This window comes from Leifsonia aquatica (assembly GCF_014190775.1).
Taxonomy (GTDB): Bacteria; Actinomycetota; Actinomycetes; order Actinomycetales; family Microbacteriaceae; genus Leifsonia; species Leifsonia aquatica.
This window is the reverse complement of the sequence record NZ_JACHVP010000005.1, coordinates 147,097-167,161: the sequence shown is the minus strand read 5'-3', so window position 1 is coordinate 167,161 and position 20,065 is coordinate 147,097. Positions and strand designations below refer to the sequence as shown.

General features: G+C 68.2%; 17 protein-coding genes. All 17 read right to left on the bottom strand.

Features of this window, described 5'->3' with window-relative positions:
- Nucleotides 1-21 precede the first annotated feature (21 nt).
- Nucleotides 22-492 (bottom strand): 30S ribosomal protein S7, encoded by a 471-nt coding sequence (gene rpsG / locus FHX33_RS18975; RefSeq protein ID WP_021759597.1) that lies wholly within the window; start codon nt 490-492, stop codon nt 22-24.
- Complete coding sequence (gene rpsL / locus FHX33_RS18970; protein WP_011186743.1) at nt 492-866, bottom strand: 30S ribosomal protein S12; 375 nt, start codon at nt 864-866, stop codon at nt 492-494. Before rpsL ends, rpsG begins: the two co-directional genes overlap by 1 nt.
- Before the next feature lie 338 nt (nt 867-1,204).
- Nucleotides 1,205-1,699 carry a DUF6121 family protein gene (locus tag FHX33_RS18965; RefSeq protein WP_021759599.1) on the bottom strand — a complete coding sequence of 165 codons (495 nt, stop codon included), beginning with the start codon at nt 1,697-1,699 and terminating at the stop codon, nt 1,205-1,207.
- A gap of 10 nt (nt 1,700-1,709) precedes the next feature.
- The gene (locus tag FHX33_RS18960) at nt 1,710-2,849 is read right to left on the bottom strand and encodes a hypothetical protein (RefSeq protein ID WP_183428866.1); all 1,140 of its coding nucleotides are present in this window, start codon (nt 2,847-2,849) and stop codon (nt 1,710-1,712) included.
- A 95-nt stretch (nt 2,850-2,944) separates the two neighbouring features.
- Nucleotides 2,945-3,691, bottom strand: coding sequence for a type IV pilus inner membrane component PilO (locus FHX33_RS18955; protein WP_155829184.1), 747 nt, complete (start codon nt 3,689-3,691; stop codon nt 2,945-2,947).
- A 2-nt stretch (nt 3,692-3,693) separates the two neighbouring features.
- Nucleotides 3,694-4,539 carry a hypothetical protein gene (locus tag FHX33_RS18950; RefSeq protein ID WP_051337075.1) on the bottom strand — a complete coding sequence of 282 codons (846 nt, stop codon included), beginning with the start codon at nt 4,537-4,539 and terminating at the stop codon, nt 3,694-3,696.
- Nucleotides 4,536-5,585, bottom strand: coding sequence for a type IV pilus assembly protein PilM (gene pilM, locus FHX33_RS18945; RefSeq protein WP_021765474.1), 1,050 nt, complete (start codon nt 5,583-5,585; stop codon nt 4,536-4,538). Before pilM ends, FHX33_RS18950 begins: the two co-directional genes overlap by 4 nt.
- Nucleotides 5,586-5,604: 19 nt before the next feature.
- The gene (locus FHX33_RS18940; protein ID WP_021765475.1) at nt 5,605-6,444 is read right to left on the bottom strand and encodes a prepilin peptidase; all 840 of its coding nucleotides are present in this window, start codon (nt 6,442-6,444) and stop codon (nt 5,605-5,607) included.
- Nucleotides 6,441-8,207, bottom strand: a complete 1,767-nt coding sequence (locus FHX33_RS18935) for a hypothetical protein (protein WP_039924191.1) — start codon at nt 8,205-8,207, stop codon at nt 6,441-6,443. The genes FHX33_RS18940 and FHX33_RS18935 overlap by 4 nt, the downstream gene beginning before the upstream one ends.
- The gene (locus FHX33_RS18930; protein ID WP_021765477.1) at nt 8,207-8,941 is read right to left on the bottom strand and encodes a prepilin-type N-terminal cleavage/methylation domain-containing protein; all 735 of its coding nucleotides are present in this window, start codon (nt 8,939-8,941) and stop codon (nt 8,207-8,209) included. Before FHX33_RS18930 ends, FHX33_RS18935 begins: the two co-directional genes overlap by 1 nt.
- A complete protein-coding gene (locus FHX33_RS18925; RefSeq protein WP_021765478.1) occupies nt 8,938-10,329 on the bottom strand; it encodes a prepilin-type N-terminal cleavage/methylation domain-containing protein in 1,392 nt (463 codons plus the stop codon). Before FHX33_RS18925 ends, FHX33_RS18930 begins: the two co-directional genes overlap by 4 nt.
- A gap of 101 nt (nt 10,330-10,430) precedes the next feature.
- Nucleotides 10,431-10,931: a type II secretion system protein gene (locus FHX33_RS22005; protein WP_081704126.1), complete on the bottom strand. Its 501-nt coding sequence runs from the start codon at nt 10,929-10,931 to the stop codon at nt 10,431-10,433.
- A 177-nt stretch (nt 10,932-11,108) separates the two neighbouring features.
- The gene (locus FHX33_RS18915) at nt 11,109-12,335 is read right to left on the bottom strand and encodes a type II secretion system F family protein (RefSeq protein WP_021765480.1); all 1,227 of its coding nucleotides are present in this window, start codon (nt 12,333-12,335) and stop codon (nt 11,109-11,111) included.
- Entirely contained in the window at nt 12,335-13,963 is a 1,629-nt protein-coding gene (locus FHX33_RS18910; RefSeq protein ID WP_021765481.1) for a type IV pilus twitching motility protein PilT, read from the bottom strand. The genes FHX33_RS18915 and FHX33_RS18910 overlap by 1 nt, the downstream gene beginning before the upstream one ends.
- Nucleotides 13,964-13,971: 8 nt before the next feature.
- Nucleotides 13,972-15,636 (bottom strand): GspE/PulE family protein, encoded by a 1,665-nt coding sequence (locus FHX33_RS18905; RefSeq protein ID WP_338092053.1) that lies wholly within the window; start codon nt 15,634-15,636, stop codon nt 13,972-13,974.
- A gap of 193 nt (nt 15,637-15,829) precedes the next feature.
- On the bottom strand, nt 15,830-16,060 hold the full coding sequence (locus FHX33_RS18900; RefSeq protein ID WP_021762453.1) for a hypothetical protein: 231 nt from the start codon (nt 16,058-16,060) through the stop codon (nt 15,830-15,832).
- A 101-nt stretch (nt 16,061-16,161) separates the two neighbouring features.
- Nucleotides 16,162-20,037: a DNA-directed RNA polymerase subunit beta' gene (gene rpoC, locus FHX33_RS18895; RefSeq protein ID WP_021762454.1), complete on the bottom strand. Its 3,876-nt coding sequence runs from the start codon at nt 20,035-20,037 to the stop codon at nt 16,162-16,164.
- Nucleotides 20,038-20,065 lie beyond the last annotated feature (28 nt).

Genomic DNA, 20,065 nt, shown 5'->3' with positions numbered 1-20,065 from the left:
ACGCCCAGCCGACGGAAATCATTACCAGCGGTAGTGCGCGAAGGCCTTGTTCGACTCGGCCATCTTGTGCGTGTCCTCGCGACGCTTCACAGCGGCGCCGAGGCCGTTCGATGCGTCGAGGATCTCGTTGGTGAGACGCTCGGTCATCGTCTTCTCGCGACGACCCTTGGCGTAGCTGGTGAGCCAGCGCAGCGCGAGGGTGTTCGCGCGGTGCGGCTTGACCTCGACCGGCACCTGGTAGGTCGAGCCACCGACGCGGCGGCTGCGGACCTCGAGGGTCGGGCGGATGTTGTCGAGAGCCTTCTTGAGCGTGGTGACCGCGTCATTGCCCGACTTGGAGGAGACACCCTCGAGCGCGTCGTAGACGATGCGCTCGGCGAGGCCCTTCTTGCCGTCGAGGAGGATCTTGTTGACGAGCTGGCTGACGACCGGCGAACCGTAGACCGGGTCGGCGACGACGGGACGCTTCGGAGCGGGACCCTTGCGAGGCATTACTTCTTCTCCATCTTCGCGCCGTAGCGGCTGCGAGCCTGCTTGCGGTTCTTGACGGCCTGGGTGTCCAGGGCGCCGCGGACGATCTTGTAACGGACGCCGGGGAGGTCCTTCACACGGCCGCCGCGGACGAGCACCATCGAGTGCTCCTGCAGGTTGTGGCCCTCACCGGGGATGTACGCGGTGACCTCGGTCCCGTTGGAGAGCTTGACGCGCGCGACCTTGCGGAGCGCGGAGTTCGGCTTCTTCGGGGTGGTGGTGTAGACGCGGGTGCACACGCCGCGCTGCTGGGGGTTGGCCTTCAGGGCGGGAGCCTTGGTCTTGGTGACCTTCGGCGTCCGGCCCTTTCGAACCAACTGCTGAATGGTAGGCACTGAACTTCTCCTTTTATGGACTGCACGGTGACAGTTGTTGCTTGTCCCATGACCGATCAACCCGTCTCCGGGCGTCTCAGTCGTCTGGGGAATCGACCGACGATCGAAATCTCGCCGCCGATATGCCGTGGGGGCCGGAATCCCGTGCGGTCTTCCTGCCCATCGGATGAGTACGTGCCAGCTCGCTCGCTCCTCCATCGCTGGTCCCATTTCTGGGCACGGAACGAGCGCGCAGCAGAGCGCACACCCGATAAATGTTATCGTCCGCGCCCCTCCCGGTCAAATGAACGGGGCTGTGCTAGGGCGCCGTCCGCGCAGGGCGAAACGGCGACGGGTGCTCACTCGTCGTCATCCCCCTCCCAGGGCCAGCGCGGTCTGCCCCGCTGGGCGAAGCGGCCGACCAGCACCAGCTGGTAGAGCAGGGTGACGACGAAGGCCGCGATCCCGACGAGCACGGCGTACCAGCTGCCGAACTGGCCCGCGGCGAAGAGCACGGCGCGCAGGGACTGCGACGGGTCCCCCGCGATGCCGGCGACCGCTCCCGCGACCACGTAGACGAGGTAGCAGACAAGCCCGATGAGGAGGGCGTTCCCCGGGGAGACGCGCTGGCGATCGGCGGGCACGCGCGTCCCCCGGGCGATCAATGCGAGGAGGAGCGCGAGCACCGCGGCGCCGACCATGATCGGCCCGACGAGCGTTCCGATGGCGGGATCGGCGACGACCTCGGTGTTGGTCGCGAGGGAGAGCAGGCCGAAGCCCGCGACGATCAGCGCGAGGTAGAGACCCGCGGCGAACAACGCCACGATGGTCGCATACGCGCGTTCGTCACGCATGACCGCCGGCTCAGTACCCCTGCTGCGTGGCGTAGGCGGCGACGGCCTGGTTCTGGGCGTCGGCGACCTGCTGCTCGTAGTCCGCCTGCGCCTCAGCGTTGCGGGCCTTCAGCTTGCGGCCGCGCGCGGCGAGCCAGGCGCCCGTCCAGACCGAGATCTCGCGGGCGATGACGCCGGCGAGAACGGCGAACGGGTTCAGCCAGGCGCTGCGGAGCAGGATGGCGAACTCGGCCGGCGTGCGCTCCCAGTAGTGCGCGTCGACCAGGTAGGCGCCGACGTAGGTGAAGTAGACGAAGACCGCCACGACGAGGCCGCCGAGGATGTACGCCCACCAGCGCGAGCGGTTCACGATCTGCACCAGGACGACCATGCCAACGAAGAACGCGACGACCGGCACCCAGCCCGAGATCTGCTGCGTGTAGTACTCGAGGAGCGCCTGCAGGTACTCGTTGCTGGGCGTCAGCAGGGCGCCCACCACGACGACCGCGACGCTCCAGAGCAGGGCGAACGCGACCGTCCCGACCAGGACGATCAGGATGCCCGTGCCGCGGTTGCTCTTGCGCTTCGGCGGCTCGGGACGCTGCAGGAAGATCGGCGCCACCGGCTGCGGCTGCAGCGGGACGGGCGCTCCGGTCTGCTCCGGCGCCCACGCGGTCCCGGCCACCGGCGCGGTGCCGTAGGCGGCGGTCGCGGCCGGAGCGGTCTGCGCTTCCGCCGCGGCGGCGGCGGCGACGATCGGTGCGGCGGCCTCCGCCGGCGACGCGGTGTCGACCGTGGCGGAGCCGGCTGCGGTGGCCCCGGCCTCCCCCGGCTGGGCCGCGGTCCGGGCGACGGCTGCGGCGATGTCGTCCTCGGTGCTGACGACGGGCTCCGGCTCGGTGACGGCGGCGGGCGCCTGCGCTGCCGGAGCGGGCGTGACGGCGGGCGCGGGCGCTGCGCTCCGGGCCGACTCATCGGTCGCGGACTCGGCGGCCGGGCGGTTCACGTGGCCGCGAGCGGACACCGGGCTCGACGGCGGGTCGACGACCTCGGGGTCGCTGTCATGCGCCTCTGCGGCGGCCGATGCGGCCGCACCCGTCGCGGGCTCGACGGGCGTGGCCCGCTGCTCGCCCGTGACCGCGGACGCGGGATCGGGTGTCGTGTCGCTCATCATGGCACCTCCAGAGGCCCGGCGGGCCCGTCGTGAGGCCCACTGTAGCAACGGGGCGGTGGATGTCGAGGGAGGCGGAGCGGGGCTCGGTCAGCTCATTTCGACGCTTGGGCGGGCGCGTCCGTGCTCGTGCCCGGGGTCGCCGGCGCCCCGCCGTCCTGGCCTTCGGGTGTGAGCGAGAAGACGTACCCGGAGACTTTCGCATCCAGTGTCCCCGCCGGAGCAGCGGTGTCGGCGGCAGGAACGGTACTGAATGACGTGACGAGGAAGAGTCGTGCGCCCGACTGCAGACCGCTGACGAAGTTCAGGATGTCGCCGTACTGACCACGCACCGTCACGGATACCGGGCGGGCCGCGAAGTTCGTCGCCGTGATCAGCGAGCTCACGACCGGGGGCACCCCGGCTGCCGTCGGCGCCGTCGTCGGAGTGGGGGCGGGTGTCGCGCCCGATGTCGGTGCCGGCGTGCTCGCCGGCGCGGCGGCGGGCGGTGCGACCGGAGAGTAGGCGACGGCGTCGGAGAAGGCCTGGTCGACGCAGACGACATTCGACGCCGTGTAGAGCGCATTCAATTGGTCGATGAAGGCGGGGATGTCGGACCCTTCGGGCACCGAGGCCGCCAGGGACGCGAGCTTGGCCTTCAGCGCCGGCAGGTCCTCGGAGTCCTTCTTCAGTTTCGCGAGCGCCTGCGCATACGTGTCGTTGGTCTGCTGCACGGATGCGGTCTGGGACTCGGCGTCGGCGATGGCCGCGAGCTGCGGCTGCACCCCGAGGAACCAGCCGCCCGCGACGACGAGCGCCATGACGAGGACGCTGCAGATGATCCAGAGCCGGTTCTTGTCCACGATCACTTCTCCTGGGGGTCGAACCGCCGGTCGAAGGCGGTCTCGTTGATGTGCATCGTGATGTCGACCGCGTAGGTCGCGGTCGTCGGATCGAGCGTGACCGACCCCGGCGTCGCATCGGCGAAGCCCGGGAGCGTGGCCAGCGACTTCAGCCACGTGGGCACGACCGGGAGGGTCGGACTCGATGCCTGGAAGGTCAACGTGGCGACGCGGGACCCTTGCAACGGGACGGTCGGCTGGGCGTAGGTCGCGAGCGGGGTCGCGGAATCGATGGTCACGGTCGCGAGTGTGACGTCCGCCGGGAGGGTGGCCTGCACCTTCTGCAGGTAGTCCTTCCAATCGATCTCGGTGGACGCCCCGACCTGTTGTGCGGCTTCCACGAGAGTGACCTGGTCCTGGACGGTGCGGACCTCCCGGAAGCGGGTCTGTTCCGCGAGCAGCTCAGCCGTATGCGCCTGCGCCGCTGCGAGATCCAGCTGCGCCCGGAAGCCGAGCGCCGCCGTCCCTCCGACGGCCGCGAGGACGAGGAGCACCACACCGAGCACACCCCAGAGGAGTGAGCGACGCATGCGCTTGGCGCGCCTCCCGACGAGAACCTCCGGCGGCATCAGCGAGACGCGCGGCTCGCCGCCGACGAGGATCGGCGAGACCGGGGTCTTCGGACCGGCCTGCTTCGCGCCTCCCGTCGCCTGATCCGGCTCGACCGTCGAAGGCGGAGGCGCGTCCGGCGCTCCCGCGGTCCGCTTCTGCTTCTGCTTCGCCGATCCACCGATCGGCCTGGTCAGCCAGCTCGACTTGGGCGCGGGCGTTCCGGCGCCGGACGACGAGGCCGCTCCTGCGGCGCTCACGCCGCACGCCCGATCGCGAGTCCGAGAGCCACCGTCAGGCTCGTGCGCCTCGCCCTGAGCTCGTCCGCGTCGAGAGTGCGCGACAGCCCGACCGCGAGATACGGATCTCCGACCGCGACCGGCAACCGCGTCATCTCGCCCAGAGCCTCCGCGAAGCCGGGGAGCTGGGCGCCTCCGCCGGTGAGGACCACCCGCTCGAAGCGTGCGTCCGGCCGTGTGTTCACGAAGTAGTTGATCGTGTTCCGCAGGCTCGAGAGCAGTTCGCCGGCCGTCTGATAGATGATCTCGACGGCTCGTTGGTCCTCGATCGTCGAAACCTGTGTCGCCAGGCCGAGCGATCGTTTCAGCTCCTCGGCCTGATGCGGAGCGATCTCCAGCCCGTCTCGCAGCGCCTGCGTCATGTCGGCACCACCCGTCGGGACGATGCGCACGAATTGCGGGACCCCGGCGGCCGCGATCACCACCGTCGTCGTGTTCGCTCCGATGTCGATCACGGCGGAGAAGCCCGTGAGGCCAGACCGGGCTCCGAACACACGGCTGAGTGCGAACGGGATCAGATCGACGTCGACGGGCGTGAGACCGGCCAGCTCGGCAGCGCGCACGTTGGCGAGCACCGCCTCCTTCACCGCGGCGATCAGGAGCCCGTTGACCGTCGGCCCGCTGTCGCCCTGGCCGTAGGAGACCGGGTAGAAGTCGAGCAGCGCCTCCGCCACCGGGACGGGGAGCATGTCTTGGACGTGGAACGGCAGCGATTCGCGGATGCGCTCCAACGACATGAGCGGCATGCTCAGGTCGCGGGCGAGCACCCGCTGGTTTCCCATCCCGAGCACGACGTTCCTCGTCTTGAAGCCGCCTTTTCGCCAGAGTTCGCGGAGGGACGCGGCGACGGTGTTCGGCTCGATCACCTCGCCACGGCTCACCGCGCCTTCGGGCAGCGGCATCTCCGCGTGCCGCAGGATCGTGGGCTTCGGTTTGGCCGGATCCGCGACTTCGACGGCGCGGAGCATCCCGTTGCCGATGTCCACACCAACGATGCTGGTCGCCATCTTCTCCTCCTCCCCGGCCTCAGCCGAGTCCGATCAGTTGCAGGTAGCCCGCCCAGAGCGGCCCGCCTGCGAGAATTCCGAGCCACGCGCCCGCGAGCATCCATGGACCGAAGGGGATGCCGCTCGTGCGCGTCGCACGCCTGGTCACCGTGAGCGCGATGCCGAACACGCCGCCGAGCACGAAGGCCGCGAACACGCCGATGGCGAGCTGAGCCCAGCCGAGCGATCCGAGATAGAGGCCGAGCACGCCCGCGAGCTTGACGTCCCCGAATCCCATCCCCCCGGGACGCGCGAGCGCGAGCACCAGATAGAGGAGGAACGCCCCGGCGCAACCCACGGCGGCGGAGAGCAGTCGTGTCCACTCGCCGTCGATCGCGAGCGCCGTGCCCAGGAGCACGCCGCCGATGATGTACGCGGGGAGCACGATCCGGTTCGGGAGCGTGTGCGTGTCGATGTCGATCACGGCCAGTACGACGGTGATGGCCGCCAGATAGAGGAAGGCGATCAGCCTGAGGGCCGACGGAAGAGGGGCGTGCGTCGAGAACTCCGGCAGGAAGGCGACCGCGACCACGACGAACAGGACGCCGGTCGCCCCTTCGACCAGCGGGTAGCGCCAGCTGATCGGTTCGCGGCAGTCCCGGCATCGGCCGCGCAGCACCAACCACGAGAGGAGCGGGATGTTGTCGTACGGCCGGATGGCGGAGCCGCAACCCGGGCACGCGCTCGGCGGGCTCACGAGTGAACCGCCGATGGGCAGCCGATAGGCGACCACGTTGAGGAACGAGCCGACGGCGAGCCCGAGCGCCCCGCCGAGGACGACGAGGAACCCGAGCAGTGCCGGTGTGACGGTCGCGCTCATCCGGCCGCGCTCCCGTCAGGGTTGAACGCCTTCGGTACCTCGACCAGCGTGCTCACGCCGTAGCTCGTGGAGACCGGCGACAGGAACTTGGGCGGAGCAGTGTATTTGAAGCGCGGGTCGTAGCTGTAATTCTTGTCGTAACCGGTGCCGGGCGACCCGGCCGTCCCGACGGTCCCGCGATATTCCTGGGCGATGGCTCCGTAGATGTTGAGCGTGCCGCGTTTGGCTGTGCCCTTGTCGTAGTTCTGCACCATGAAGGTGTGCGCGACGGAGAGGATCGCGGCGTAGATGGTGCGGTCCTTCGCGAGCATCGGGGTGTTTCCGTTGAAGGGGTTCCAGACCCAGACGGCGTTGTTGCCGACAAGGCCGAGGATGTCCTTGGTGCCGTCCTGGTAGGTGATGTCTCCCGTGATGTAGATGTAGTTCTGTGCGGCCACGGTGATCTGGCCGTGCACCGTGCCCTGCACGTAGACGTCGCCCTTCAGGCAGTTGTAGTGCGAGGGGTTCGCCGCGGGGACGGTCTCGTTCGTCAGCGGATACTGAACGGACCCGATCTTCCATCCGGTCCCGGTCGTCGGCGAGTTGGTGCAGGTGAAGTTGGCCGGCCACGTGTTCGGCGCCCACCCGTTCGCGTCCGTCGTGCCGGAAGGGACGTCCTGCACGTAGACCAGGTTCTGCGGGATGACGTCGATGGTCGCACCGTCCACCGAGCCGAGTTGTCCGGCCCCGGTGCCCGGGATCCCGCACATCGGATTGTCCTTGGTGGACAAGGTCTTGCTCGCCGGGTCGCCCGAGATCTGCGTGAACTGCGTGAACGGCGATTTCACGTTCATCTTCCCGTTCGACGTGAAGGTGATCACGGTCGGCCCGGTGTACAGGCACCCGGGGCGCTTGACCGAGTCGACGTCGAGCCGCGTCTCCAGCTTCATCTGACCGTTCGTCTGCGGCATCCCGATCGTCGCGTCCAGCGTGGGGGTGCCCTTGTTGAACGTGGGGTTGGAGCATCCCGAGGCTTTGGAGTAGAAGGGCGCCTTGGGGTTGGAGGTCGTGACCGGCCCGTTGAAGGTCGAACCGCAGATCAGCAAGGTGTCGTTGGAGTGCAGCGGACCGTTGATGGTGTCGTTCGCCCCGAACTGGATCTCGGTGCAGTCGCTGTCGTGCGTGTTGGTCGAGTAGTACCAGGCGTAGTTCGGTTTGCCGCTCGACGTCTCGCACGCGGTGTTCGACTGGTCGGGGTCCTTCACCTCGAAGTCGGTGAAGTAGAGGAAGTCGATGAAACCGGTCTGGCGGACGTTGACGACGATCGTCCGGACCTCTGTCCCCACCTTGCCCGTCGAGCGCAGTCGTACGACGCCGGTCGTCGCATACTGCGAGTTGTCCACGTCGTACCGGAAGTAGCTGCGGGACGGGCTGCTCGGATCGCCCGACGGCACCTGTGCCCACCCGCTGAAGGCAGGGTTCGACGTCGGCGGAAGGACTCCGGTGCTCGTGGAGGAGAAGGGCGAGGACGGGTTGCGGTACTGCACGTACGTGTTGTCGTTCGCCAGGCGCGCCTTGTAGTCCTCGAGACCGGCGTACGCGGCGGCCATCGCCGCGTTCCAGTCGTCGTCGGTGCGGGACTTCATGGCGCCGCTCCCAGCGAACGCCGCAGCCGTCGCCACCAGCATGACGAGCACCGTCCCGAAGATCACGACGGTGATCAGCGCCATCCCATCGTCACGTCCGCGACGGATCGCCCGGAACCAGGCATCGATCCTGAGCATCATGAGATCGTCCTGTTCTGCCCGAGGTTCGGGAGGCCGACGGTGTTCTGGAGCGTCACGGAGTGGTCCGTCACACCGGTCTTGGTGAGCACGGTGAGCGTGACCTGGACGGCGGCGATCGTGGCGAGCGTGGTCTTGACGTTGGCGACGCCGCCGGTGGCGCCGACGCTCGTGGCGATCGCCGTGTTGGTGGAATCCAGGTAGGTGAAGGTCCAGGGAGCGGTGCCGGCGCGCGGGGCGATGGCGTCGGCCAGGATGCGCGTGCGCTGGGGGGTCGTCGTCTCGGCCGGGAACGACCAGTAGCCGTTGCCCAGGCTCGTCGAGGGCCAGATGTCCTCGACGAGCTTCCGCGTGGTCTGGTCGACCCGGATGCGGACCTGGATCGGCTGCTGCGTGGTGCCGGTCAGGTTCACGAAGGCATAGAAGAGCACGGCTTCGTTGCGTGCGTAGACGAAGGCGGGATCGTTGGGCGGGGGCGTGCCGAAGCCGGTCGCCTGCACCGGGTTGTCCGTCCCTGCGCGCAGCATCCTGGCCGTCTCGTTCATCGCATTCGATGCCGACCGGGTGTTCTGGTTCGTGTTCTGCGCGTTGTCCATCGCGCGGGTGGTGCTGACATACAGGTTCGCGATGAGGGTGATGACGATGCCGAAGACGAACATCGCGACGATCCACTCGATGAGGCTGATACCGCTCTCGTCGTCACGGAGTCGGATGGTGTGTCGTCCGCGGCTCACGGCTGCACCACCCGGGGGTCGAGGGTGAACGCTCCCGAGGCTCCGATGGTCACGCCGGTCGCTCCGGTGGGGATGGAGAGCCACGACGACGGCATCGCCGTCGACGGTGTCGTCGACGTCCCGTACTTGAGCGTCCACGCCCCGTAGGGAAGGACGATCGTCACCTTGCTGTTCGCGGACTTGCCGAGAACCCCGAGGGCGAAGTCGATGGTCTGCGGTTTTCCCGTGCACCCTGGGTCCCCCGAGACGAACGGCGTCGTGCTGACCGCCCGGAGGTTGAGGTTCGCGCTCTGGTTGTTCGGGTTCGTGACGGTGATCGATCCCATCGGCAATTTCCCGACGTTCGCAGCGGGTGTAGTCACTCCTGGACTCACGGACGTCACGGGTGCGGCGGGCGCGAGGTAGGTCCGGCCCGCGGAGGTGTACTGGGGCCAGTCGCCCGGATTCGGGGAACGGCAGCCCGGATTCGCCTCGGTGTAGGGCGCGTAGGCGCCTGCGACGACGCTGTAGGCGGTCGACGGGAAGAGCAGCGCACTCGTCGGCGAGGTCGCCGCGGTGGTCCAGACGCCGTAGGTGCTGAGGACGCTCACGGCGGCTGTGCTCGGCACCGTGACGCTGCCGCTGCTCGGCCACGCCCAGGCGACGGCGCCCGCGCGGTCGTAGGTGAATCCCGCCGAGGTGCTCTGCCCCGCCTTGACCGTGACGATCTTGCTGGGCGCCTGGTTCTGAAAGGGGTCGATGTAGCCCGTCTTGGACGCGGTGACGGTGTAGGTGCCCGGCGGGACCTTGAGCACGTAGCTGCACCCCATCGAGTCGGTGGCCGACGGGACCGAACCCGGGTCCGGTGAGACGGTGACGCCGATGCCGGCGACGGGCGCCCCTGCGGCCGACTTCGTGGAGACGAGGATGGTGCCGAGGGTGTCGACGCTGATCTTGGTGCTCGGTGCGAGCACCGTGTCGGAGACGACGGGCTGACCGATCATCTTCGGCCAGCTGATCTGCACACGCACGCGCTTGTAGAGGATCGAGGACGCGGCCGAGGCGTTGCAGTCGACGTCGCCGCCGGAGCCGTAGACCCAGCTGACGGTGCGCTTGATCGAGTACACCGCGCCCGTCCCGGCCGGGACCTGCACCTGCTTGTCGGCGGTCGTGCTGTAGAGCGAGAAGAGGTCGCCGCTGGATCGGTCGAGGTCGATCTCCTGAGCGGCGAGGTTGGTCGCGACGGCGCGTGCGCGGGAGTCGCCAGTGATGGTGAACGCGGACAGCAGGGAGTAAGCGACGCCGACGGAGATGATGGCGAAGATCATCATCGCGACGATCACCTCGATGAGGCTGACGCCGGATTCGGAGGTCCGGATGCTGCGGAGCCGGGCGAGCAGTGCTGGCATTGCGTTCACCTCCCCTGGGTCGGGTTCGGGATGGTGGTGGAGCCGGGGGACGAGCCGGGATGGGACGCCGCACACGCTGCGCCCCATCCCGGCTGGAGCACTCAGCTGCCGAGCTTGGTGTCTCCGTCGGCGCCGCACGCGGCGCCCTTCTTGGTGCCGGTCGAGTCAGTGATGTTGAAGTTCAACCCACCCGAGCTCTTGCTAACGCCGACGATGCAGAAGCCGGTGGTGCTGGTGGAAGCCGCGATCGTGTTCAGCGACGCCGTGTTGTCGCTGAGGGTGACCCCATACTTCTTCTGGACGTCGCTGAGGGTGGTGGTGCCCGTGGCCGGGACCAGGGCGGCGGTCGCTGTCGTGTAGGTCGCCGTCGGGTTGTCGTTCATGTAGCCGATGACAGCCGTCTTGATGTTCGTGAGGTCGGACTTCACGGCCGAGTCCTTGGCGTTGTCCTGGATGCCCAGGTACACGGGGATCGCGATCGCGGCGAGGATGCCGATGATGATCACGACGACGAGGAGCTCGATCAGGGTGAAGCCCTTCTCGCCCTCTTCGAGGAGGCCCTTGCGGCGGGCGTTCAGCTTGCCCATGAGACGGAAGTACATTGCGGTGTCCATTCGGTCGGGGAATGCGGGGTGCGGATGGGAGCGAGACCCGTCCGATGCGCTGATGGTATTTCCGAGCAAATTCTCGGCAGAATCCCACAAAAGGGGGCAATTTCTTTGATAAACCACCCCAGTTATGGGGAGCCCTCGTTCAGGGGATGTACAGCGTGTGAACGCTCACTTGACGAGGCTGGAAATCTGGAAGATGGGCATGTACAGGGCGATCACCATGCCGCCGATGACGACGCCGAGGAAGGCGATCATGAGCGGCTCGATCATCGCCGTCAGCTGCTCGGTCGCCGACGCCACCTCCTGGTCGTAGAAGTCGGCGATCTTGTTCAGCATGGTCTCCAGTGAGCCCGAGTCCTCGCCGACCGCGATCATCTGGGTGACCATGGCGGGGAAGACCGGCTGCTGGGCCAGCGGCCCGGCGATCGACTCGCCCTGCCTCACCGACTCGGCGACCTTCACCAGCGCGTTCTCGATCACCCAGTTCCCGGAGGTCTCCCCCACGATCTTGAGCGCCTGCAGGATCGGCACCCCGGCGCCGATCATGTTCGCGAAATTCCGGCTGAAGCGCGCGACCGCGATCTTCTTCAGCAGCTGTCCGAAGACGGGCATCTTGAGCTTGACCGGATCGACCCGCATCCGCACCTTCTCGGTGTTCTTGTTGCGGGACCACCAGATGCCCCCCGCAACACCGCCCACGAGCAGCACGGGGGCTATCCACACCATCGCGTGCGACAGCTCCACCAGGATCATCGTGGGCAGCGGCAGCTGCCCACCGAGGCCTTTGAACATGTTCTCGAAGACCGGGACGATGAACAGCAGCATCGCGATCACGGCGACGAGGGACATGATCAACACGATCACCGGATAAGTGAGCGCCGATTTGATGGTGCCGCGGAGCTTCACCTCCTTCTCGAAGTTGAGCGCCACCGCCTCCAACGAGGAGTCCAGGAATCCACCGGTCTCACCGGCACGGATCATGTTGACCATCAGCGGCGGGAAGACATCGCCGTACTTCCGCATCGCGTCGGAGATCGCGACGCCGGCCTCCACGTCATCGCTGACCTTGCCCATGATCGTGGCGAGCTTCTTGTTCTCGGTCTGCTCGGCGATGATGTTCAAGGTCCGGAGGATCGACAGGCCCGAGCCGATCATGGTCGCCATCTGCCGGCTCATGATCGCCAGGTCCTTGAGCTTGACGCCGCTGCCGAACCCGATGTTGATCTCGCGGTTGAGGCCCGTGGCCTCGGCGGACTCCTCGATCGAGATCGGCGAGATGCCCATGGTCCTCAGACGCGACGCCACGGCCGCCTCGCCTGGCGCGTCGATGCGGCCTTTGACGACCTTGCCGTCGCCGTTCCGCCCACGGTAGGCGAAGGTGGTCGCCCCGGCCATCAGCGCACCTGCCCGGAGAAGCTGTCACCGAAGTCGGGTTCGCTGGCGGCGATGGCCTGCGACGACGAGTCGGTCAGAGTGTCGACCCGTTGTATGAGCCTTGTGATGCTCTCGAGGTCGTGCGCCTTCTCCAGGGCTGCCTTGCGCGTGATCGCCCCCACGTTGACCAGTTCCGCCAGATGCTGGTCCATCGTGTGCATCCCGTCGCCGCGGCCAGCCTGCATGGATGACGCGATCTGGTAGGTCTTGCCCTCGCGGATGAGGTTGGCGATGGCGGGGGTCATCATGAGGACCTCGGTGGCGACGACGCGGCCGCGGCCGGAGGCGCGTTTGACGAGGGTCTGGCAGACGACGCCCTGCAGGGTTGCGGCGAGCTGGGCGCGCACCTGGTCCTGCTGGTGGGGCGGGAAGACGTCGATGACGCGGTCGATCGTCTGCGGGGCGTCCTGGGTGTGCAGGGTGGCGAAGACGAGGTGGCCGGTCTCGGCGGCCGTCAGGGCCACCGAGATCGTCTCGAGGTCGCGGAGCTCGCCGATGAGGATGACGTCGGGGTCCTGACGCAGCACGTGCTTGAGCGCGTTGTTGAAGCTGTGGGTGTCGTGGCCGACCTCGCGCTGGTTCACGATGGACCGCTTGTGGGTGTGCATGAACTCGATCGGGTCCTCGACCGTCACGATGTGGTCGGCGCGCGTCGAGTTCACGAGGTCGATGAGGGCGGCGAGGGTCGTCGACTTGCCGGAACCGGTCGGGCCGGTCACCAGCACGAGGCCGCGCGGGAGGGTGGAGAACCCGCCGATCTGCTCCGGGACGCCGAGCTCCCGTAGCTGCTTGATCTCGGTCGGGATGATACGGAACGCGGCGCCGACGGAACCGCGCTGCTGGTAGAAGTTGACGCGGAAGCGGGAGTTCGCCGAGATGGTGAAGGCGAAATCCAGCTCCAGCTCGCGCTTGAAGATCTCGGCCTGGCGCTCGGTCAGGAGGCTGCTGAGCGCGGCGAGGGTCCGCTCGTGCCCCCAGGGCTCGGCCGGCCCGGCCGGAGTGAGCGCGCCGTCGATACGGACCATCGGGGGCGCTCCCACGGTGACATGGAGGTCGGAGGCGCGCTGCAGGACGACCTCCCGCAGGGCGGCCACGAGCTCGGGGTCCGCTTTGGCGAGCGCCTCCCGCTCCGGGGCGGTGAGCGTGGCGACCTCCGCCTCGTAGTCGGTGGGCGGGAGCGGCGCGCTGTGGGAGGTCGGCGTCGGATCCGGCTGCACCGCCGCACGCCGCCCGGCGGGGACGAGACGCGGGGCGGGCGTGAGGTCGTCGAGGGAGTAGACGGGGACGGAGGGTGCGGCCGGAGGCACGTCGTCGAGCGAGTACACGGGACCGGCCGGGGGCTGCGGCTCGACCGGCGGTGCGACGTACACAGGCGGCACGACAGGCGGCTCGACCGGCGCCACCGGCTGCGGCACCGGCGCCACCGGCGGCGCGAACGTCGGTGGCTGCAGCCCGGCTTCCCCCAGCGGCACCCCCGCTCCCGGCGCCCAGCCGTCCGCGGTCGACCCCGGCGGGATCACCGGGATCTCGTAGAGCGGCTTCGCCGTCGGCGCGGGGTACCCGCCCCAGGCGTTGTCGTCGATCGTCATGTGCCCTCCTAGGCGACCACTCGCAGGATCTCTTCCACGGATGTGAGGCCGAGCTTGGCCTTCTCCCAGCCGTCCGCGCGCAGCGTGAGCATGCCCTGCTCCTGCGCGGCGCGGGCGATCTCGGCGCTCGACGCGCGCTGCACGGCGAGGCGCTCGATCTCCTCGGTGACGGCCATGACCTCGTGCACGGCGATGCGGCCGCGGTAGCCGGTGTTCGAGCAGGTCGGGCAGCCGACCGGCATGAAGACCGACGGGACCGGCTCGTCGGCCGGGACGGCGAAGCGCAGGCGACGCAGGTCGTCGGCGCTGTAGGTCGCCGGCTGCTTGCAGCGGTCGCAGAGGCGGCGGGCGAGCCGCTGGGCGACGACGCAGTCGAGGGCGGACCCGACGAGGAACGGCTCGATGTCCATCTCGGTCAGTCGCGTGACGGCGCTGGGAGCGTCGTTCGTGTGCAGGGTGGAGAGCACGAGGTGGCCGGTCAGGGACGCCTCGATGGCGATCTGAGCAGTTTCATGGTCGCGGATCTCGCCCAGCAGAACGACGTCGGGGTCGCTGCGCAGGATGCTGCGGAGCGCGCTCGCGAACGTCAGGCCGGCCTTGGGGTTCACCTGCACCTGGTTGACGCCCGGCATCCGGTACTCGACCGGGTCCTCCACCGTGATCACGTTGATCTCGGGCCGGGCGACGGCGTTGAGCGTCGTGTACAGGGTGGTGGACTTGCCGGAGCCGGTCGGGCCGGTGACCAGGATCATCCCGTACGGCTTCGAGTACGAGGCGCGGTAGGTCTCGAAGTTGTGCTCCAGGAGGTTGAGGTCGCGCAGGGTCATCCCGGTGTTCGTGTTGTCCAGGATGCGCATGACGACCTTCTCGCCCCACACTGTCGGCAGCGTGGCGACGCGCAGGTCGATCTGGCGGCCGCCGTGCACGACCGACATGCGGCCGTCCTGCGGTTTGCGCCGCTCGGCGATGTCGATGTCGCTCATGATCTTCAGTCGCGAGATCACGCCGTTCTGGATCGCCTTGGGCGCGCTCTGCATCGCGTGCAGCACGCCGTCGATGCGGTAGCGGACGCGCACGTCGTGCTCGGCCGGCTCGATGTGGATGTCGGAGGCGTGGTCCTGGATGGCCTGGCTGACGAGCAGGTTCACGAACCGCACGATCGGGGCGTCGTCGTCCCCGGACTCGGCGATCGCGGTGTCCTGGACGGGCGCGCTCTCCTCCTCGAGCGTCGTCGTCAGGTCGCTCAGCTCGTCGTCCGCGCGTACGTAGCGGTCGATCGCGGCGAGCAGGTCCGGCATGTCGGCCACGGCCGGGGCCACGCTCATCCGGGAGGCGGCGCGCACGTCGTCGATGGCGAACACATTGCCGGGGTCGGCCATCGCGAGGATCACGGTGCCGTCCTGCACGCCGATCGGCAGCACCACGTGCCGACGGCAGAGCGGGCCGGGGATGAGCCCCACGGCCGCACGGTCGACGGGGTAGTCGCCGAGCTCGACGAACGGCAGACCCGACTGTGCGGCGCGCGCCCGCGCGACCTGGCCAGGCGTGATGGCGCCGCGCGCGAGCAGCTCGCGGACCGTCGACTCGTCGGCGGCGGGCTCGCCGGACACCGAGTCCAGGTACTCGATCGGCAGATGGCCGTGGAGGATCAGGATCTCTGTCATGGACGCCACGGGGACCTCCTCGTGCGGGGGCTACCGTCGACCGGGTCGGGCACGTCGGCGGACCGCGCCGTCACCGGGCGAGATCCGGAGGCGGCGAAGCGATGTCACCGTATTCCCGCCGGTCGGGCGGGTGACAGCCCCGCTTACAGGTGCCCCGCGCAGGGGTGCCACGCACGCGGGGGTCAGACGCGAGCCGGGAGACTCAGCGGCGGCGCAGGTCTCCGCGGCGGCTGGCGAGGTAGATGAGCACGCCGGCGATCACCGCGCACCCCATCGTCGTCAGCCAGTACGGGAGGGAGCCCGCGGCGTTGCCGGAGGTCGCCTGCACGATGCCGAGGACGAAGCTGACGATGGCGATCACGAACACGACACCGGCGCAGCCGACCATCGCACGGCCGGTCGAATCGGTGTACTCGAGGAGCTGACGCCACATGCTCCCATTCTCCCCTACCGGCGGCGGCCGGGGTGACGCACGCCGGAAACGAGGAAGGCCCCCGGCGCGATGCGCCGAGGGCCTTCGATCGTACGGAACCGTTAGTTGTAGGTGCCGGGGGTGTAGTCGTCCGAGCTGAAGCTGTCGAAGTCGACGAAGCTCAGGTCGTTCTCGCTGAACGCGGAGTCGTCGGCGAAGATGCGGTTGGGGTACCGCTCCGCCTTGGCCTCCTCCGTCGCCTCCACGGTGACGTTCCGGTAGCGCGACAGGCCGGTGCCGGCCGGGATGAGCTTACCGATGATGACGTTCTCCTTGAGACCGATCAGCGGGTCGGACTTGCCCTCCATGGCCGCCTGCGTCAGGACGCGGGTGGTCTCCTGGAAGGACGCGGCCGACAGCCACGACTCGGTCGCCAGCGACGCCTTGGTGATACCCATGACCTCCTGACGCGCCGAGGCCGTCTTCTTGCCCTCCTGAAGCGTCGCACGGTTGATCTCGTTGTACTTCGACCGGTCGACGAGCTCACCCGGGAGCAGGTCGGTGTCGCCGTGGTCGACGACGGTGACCTTGCGGAGCATCTGTCGGACGATGACCTCGATGTGCTTGTCGTGGATCGGCACACCCTGCGAGCGGTAGACGCCCTGCACGCCGCCCACCAGGTGCTTCTGCACCTCGCGGACGCCCTTGACCCGGAGGACCTCCTTCGGGTCGACCGTGCCGACGATCAGCTGCTGCCCGAGCTCGACGCGCTGTCCGTCCTCCACCAGGAGGGTCGAACGCTTCAGCACCGGGTAGATGTGCGGCTCGTCGCCGTTGTCGGGGGTCAGGACGACCTTGCGGGACTTGTCCGTCTCCTCGATGACGATGCGACCTGCGGCCTCGGCGATCGGGGACGCACCCTTGGGGGTACGGGCCTCGAACAGCTCCTGGACGCGCGGCAGACCCTGGGTGATGTCGTCCGCGGAGGCCGAACCACCGGTGTGGAAGGTACGCATGGTCAGCTGGGTACCGGGCTCACCGATCGACTGGGCGGCGATGATGCCGACCGCCTCGCCGATGTCCACCAGCTTGCCGGTCGCGAGAGAACGGCCGTAGCAGGCGGCGCAGACGCCGACCGCGGACTCGCAGGTCAGGACGGAGCGGACCTTGATGTCGGTCACACCGGCCGCGACCAGCTTGTCGATGAGCACGTCGCCCACGTCGTCACCGGCAGCGGCGACCACGGTGCCGTCGGGCGAGACCGCGTCAGCGGCCAGCGTCCGGGCGAACACCGAGTTCTCCACGTTCGGGTCACGGGTGAGGGTACCGTCCTCGCCGACCGTCGCGATCGGGAGGTCGAGGCCCTTGGTCGTGCCGCAGTCGTCCTCGCGGATGATGACATCCTGCGAGACGTCCACCAGACGTCGGGTCAGGTAACCCGAGTCGGCCGTACGGAGAGCCGTGTCGGCCAGACCCTTACGGGCACCGTGCGTCGCGATGAAGTACTCCGCCACCGACAGACCCTCGCGGTACGAGGAGATGATCGGGCGCGGGATGATCTCACCCTTCGGGTTGTTCACCAGACCACGCATACCGGCGATGTTGCGCACCTGCAGCCAGTTTCCACGGGCACCGGAGGTGACCATGCGGTTGATGGTGTTGTCGGCCGGGAAGTTGGCGCGCATGGCCTCGGCCACCTCGTTGGTCGCCTCGGTCCACAGCTTCACCAGCTCCTGGCGACGCTCGAGGTCGGTCGTGAGACCCTTCTCGAACTCCGCGGTGATCTTGGCGGCCTTCTTCTCGTAGCCGGCCACGATCTGGGGCTTGTTCGGCGGCGTGAGGATGTCGCTCAGCGCGACGGTCACACCGGAACGGGTGCCCCAGTAGAAGCCGGCGTCCTTGATCCGGTCGAGCGCCGCGGCGACCTCCACCTTCGGGTATCGCTCGGCGAGGGCGTTCACGATCGACGAGATCATGCCCTTGTCGGCGACGGCCTCCACGTAGGGGTAGTCGGCCGGGAGCGTCTCGTTGAAGAGGGCGCGGCCCAGCGTGGTCTCGACGATCGCGGTGATCGGCTCGGCACCCGTGTCCGCCGCGTCGGACGGCACGTAGTTGTCGAGACGGATCTTCACGGTCGCGTTCAGGTGCAGCGAGCCCTGGTCCTTCGCGAGGATCGCCTCGGAGACCGAGGAGAACGCGCGACCCTCGCCCACAGCGCCCTCGCGGACGGTGGTGAGGTGGTGCAGACCGATGATCATGTCCTGCGAGGGCAGGGTGACCGGGCGGCCGTCGGACGGCTTCAGGATGTTGTTCGAGGCGAGCATCAGGATGCGGGCCTCGGCCTGGGCCTCCACCGACAGGGGGAGGTGGACAGCCATCTGGTCGCCGTCGAAGTCCGCGTTGAACGCGGCGCAGACGAGCGGGTGCAGCTGGATGGCCTTGCCCTCGACGAGCTGGGGCTCGAACGCCTGGATGCCGAGACGGTGCAGCGTGGGCGCACGGTTCAGCAGCACGGGGCGCTCGCGGATGATCTCCTCGAGCACGTCCCACACCTGCGGACGCGAACGCTCCACCATGCGCTTGGCGGCCTTGATGTTCTGAGCGTGGCTCAGGTCGATCAGGCGCTTGATCACGAACGGCTTGAACAGCTCCAGCGCCATCTGCTTGGGCAGACCGCACTGGTGCAGCTTGAGCTGCGGACCGACGATGATGACCGAACGGCCCGAGTAGTCGACGCGCTTTCCGAGCAGGTTCTGGCGGAAGCGACCCTGCTTGCCCTTCAGCATGTCGCTGAGGGACTTGAGGGCGCGGTTGCCGGTACCGGTGACGGGGCGACCACGACGGCCGTTGTCGAACAGGGCGTCGACGGCCTCCTGCAGCATCCGCTTCTCGTTGTTCACGATGATCTCGGGGGCTCCGAGGTCGAGCAGACGGCGCAGACGGTTGTTGCGGTTGATCACGCGACGGTAGAGGTCGTTCAGGTCGCTGGTCGCGAAGCGGCCACCGTCGAGCTGCACCATCGGGCGCAGCTCCGGCGGGATGACCGGGACGACGTCGAGCACCATCGCGGCCGGCGAGTTGCCGGTCGCGAGGAACGACGAGACCACGCGCAGGCGCTTGATCGCGCGGATCTTCTTCTGGCCCTTGCCGTTGGCGATCTGCTCGCGGAGCAGCTCGGCCTCGGCGGCCAGGTCGAAGGCCAGCAGACGGCGCTTGATCGACTCGGCGCCCATGTAGGCCTCGAAGTACAGGCCGTACCGGTCGACGAGCTCGTTGAAGTCCGCGTCCTCGGGCTTGAGGTCGCCGACCTTGAGGGTGCGGAAGGACTCCCACACGCGCTCCAGACGGGCGATGTCCTCGTCGAAGGACTTGCGGATCTGGCCCATCTCCTTCTCCGCCGCGTCCTTGACGCGACGCTTCTGGTCGGCCTTGGCGCCCTCCTCCTCGAGCGCTGCGAGGTCGACCTCGAGGCGCTGGAGGCGCTCGGCGACCCGGGAGTCGCGCTGGTCGGACAGCGTCTTGACCTCGAGGCGGAGCTCGTTCTCGAGTCCGGGCATGTCGGAGTGACGGCCCTCCTCGTCGACGTCGATCACCATGTAGGCGGCGAAGTAGATGACCTTCTCGAGGTCCTTCGGCGCCATGTCGAGCAGGTAGCCGAGACGGCTGGGCACGCCCTTGAAGTACCAGATGTGCGTGACCGGGGCCGCGAGCTCGATGTGGCCCATGCGCTCACGACGGACGGAGGACTTGGTGACCTCCACGCCGCAGCGCTCGCACACGATGCCCTTGAAGCGGACGCGCTTGTACTTGCCGCACGAGCACTCCCAGTCGCGCGACGGTCCGAAGATCTGCTCTCCGAAGAGACCGTCCTTCTCCGGCTTCAGCGTGCGGTAGTTGATGGTCTCCGGCTTCTTGACCTCGCCGTAGCTCCAGCGACGGATGTCGTCAGCGGTGGCCAGTCCGATACGCAGCTCATCAAAAGTTGTTGCGTCGAGCAATGTTCACTCTCTCCTGTAAAGAATTCGT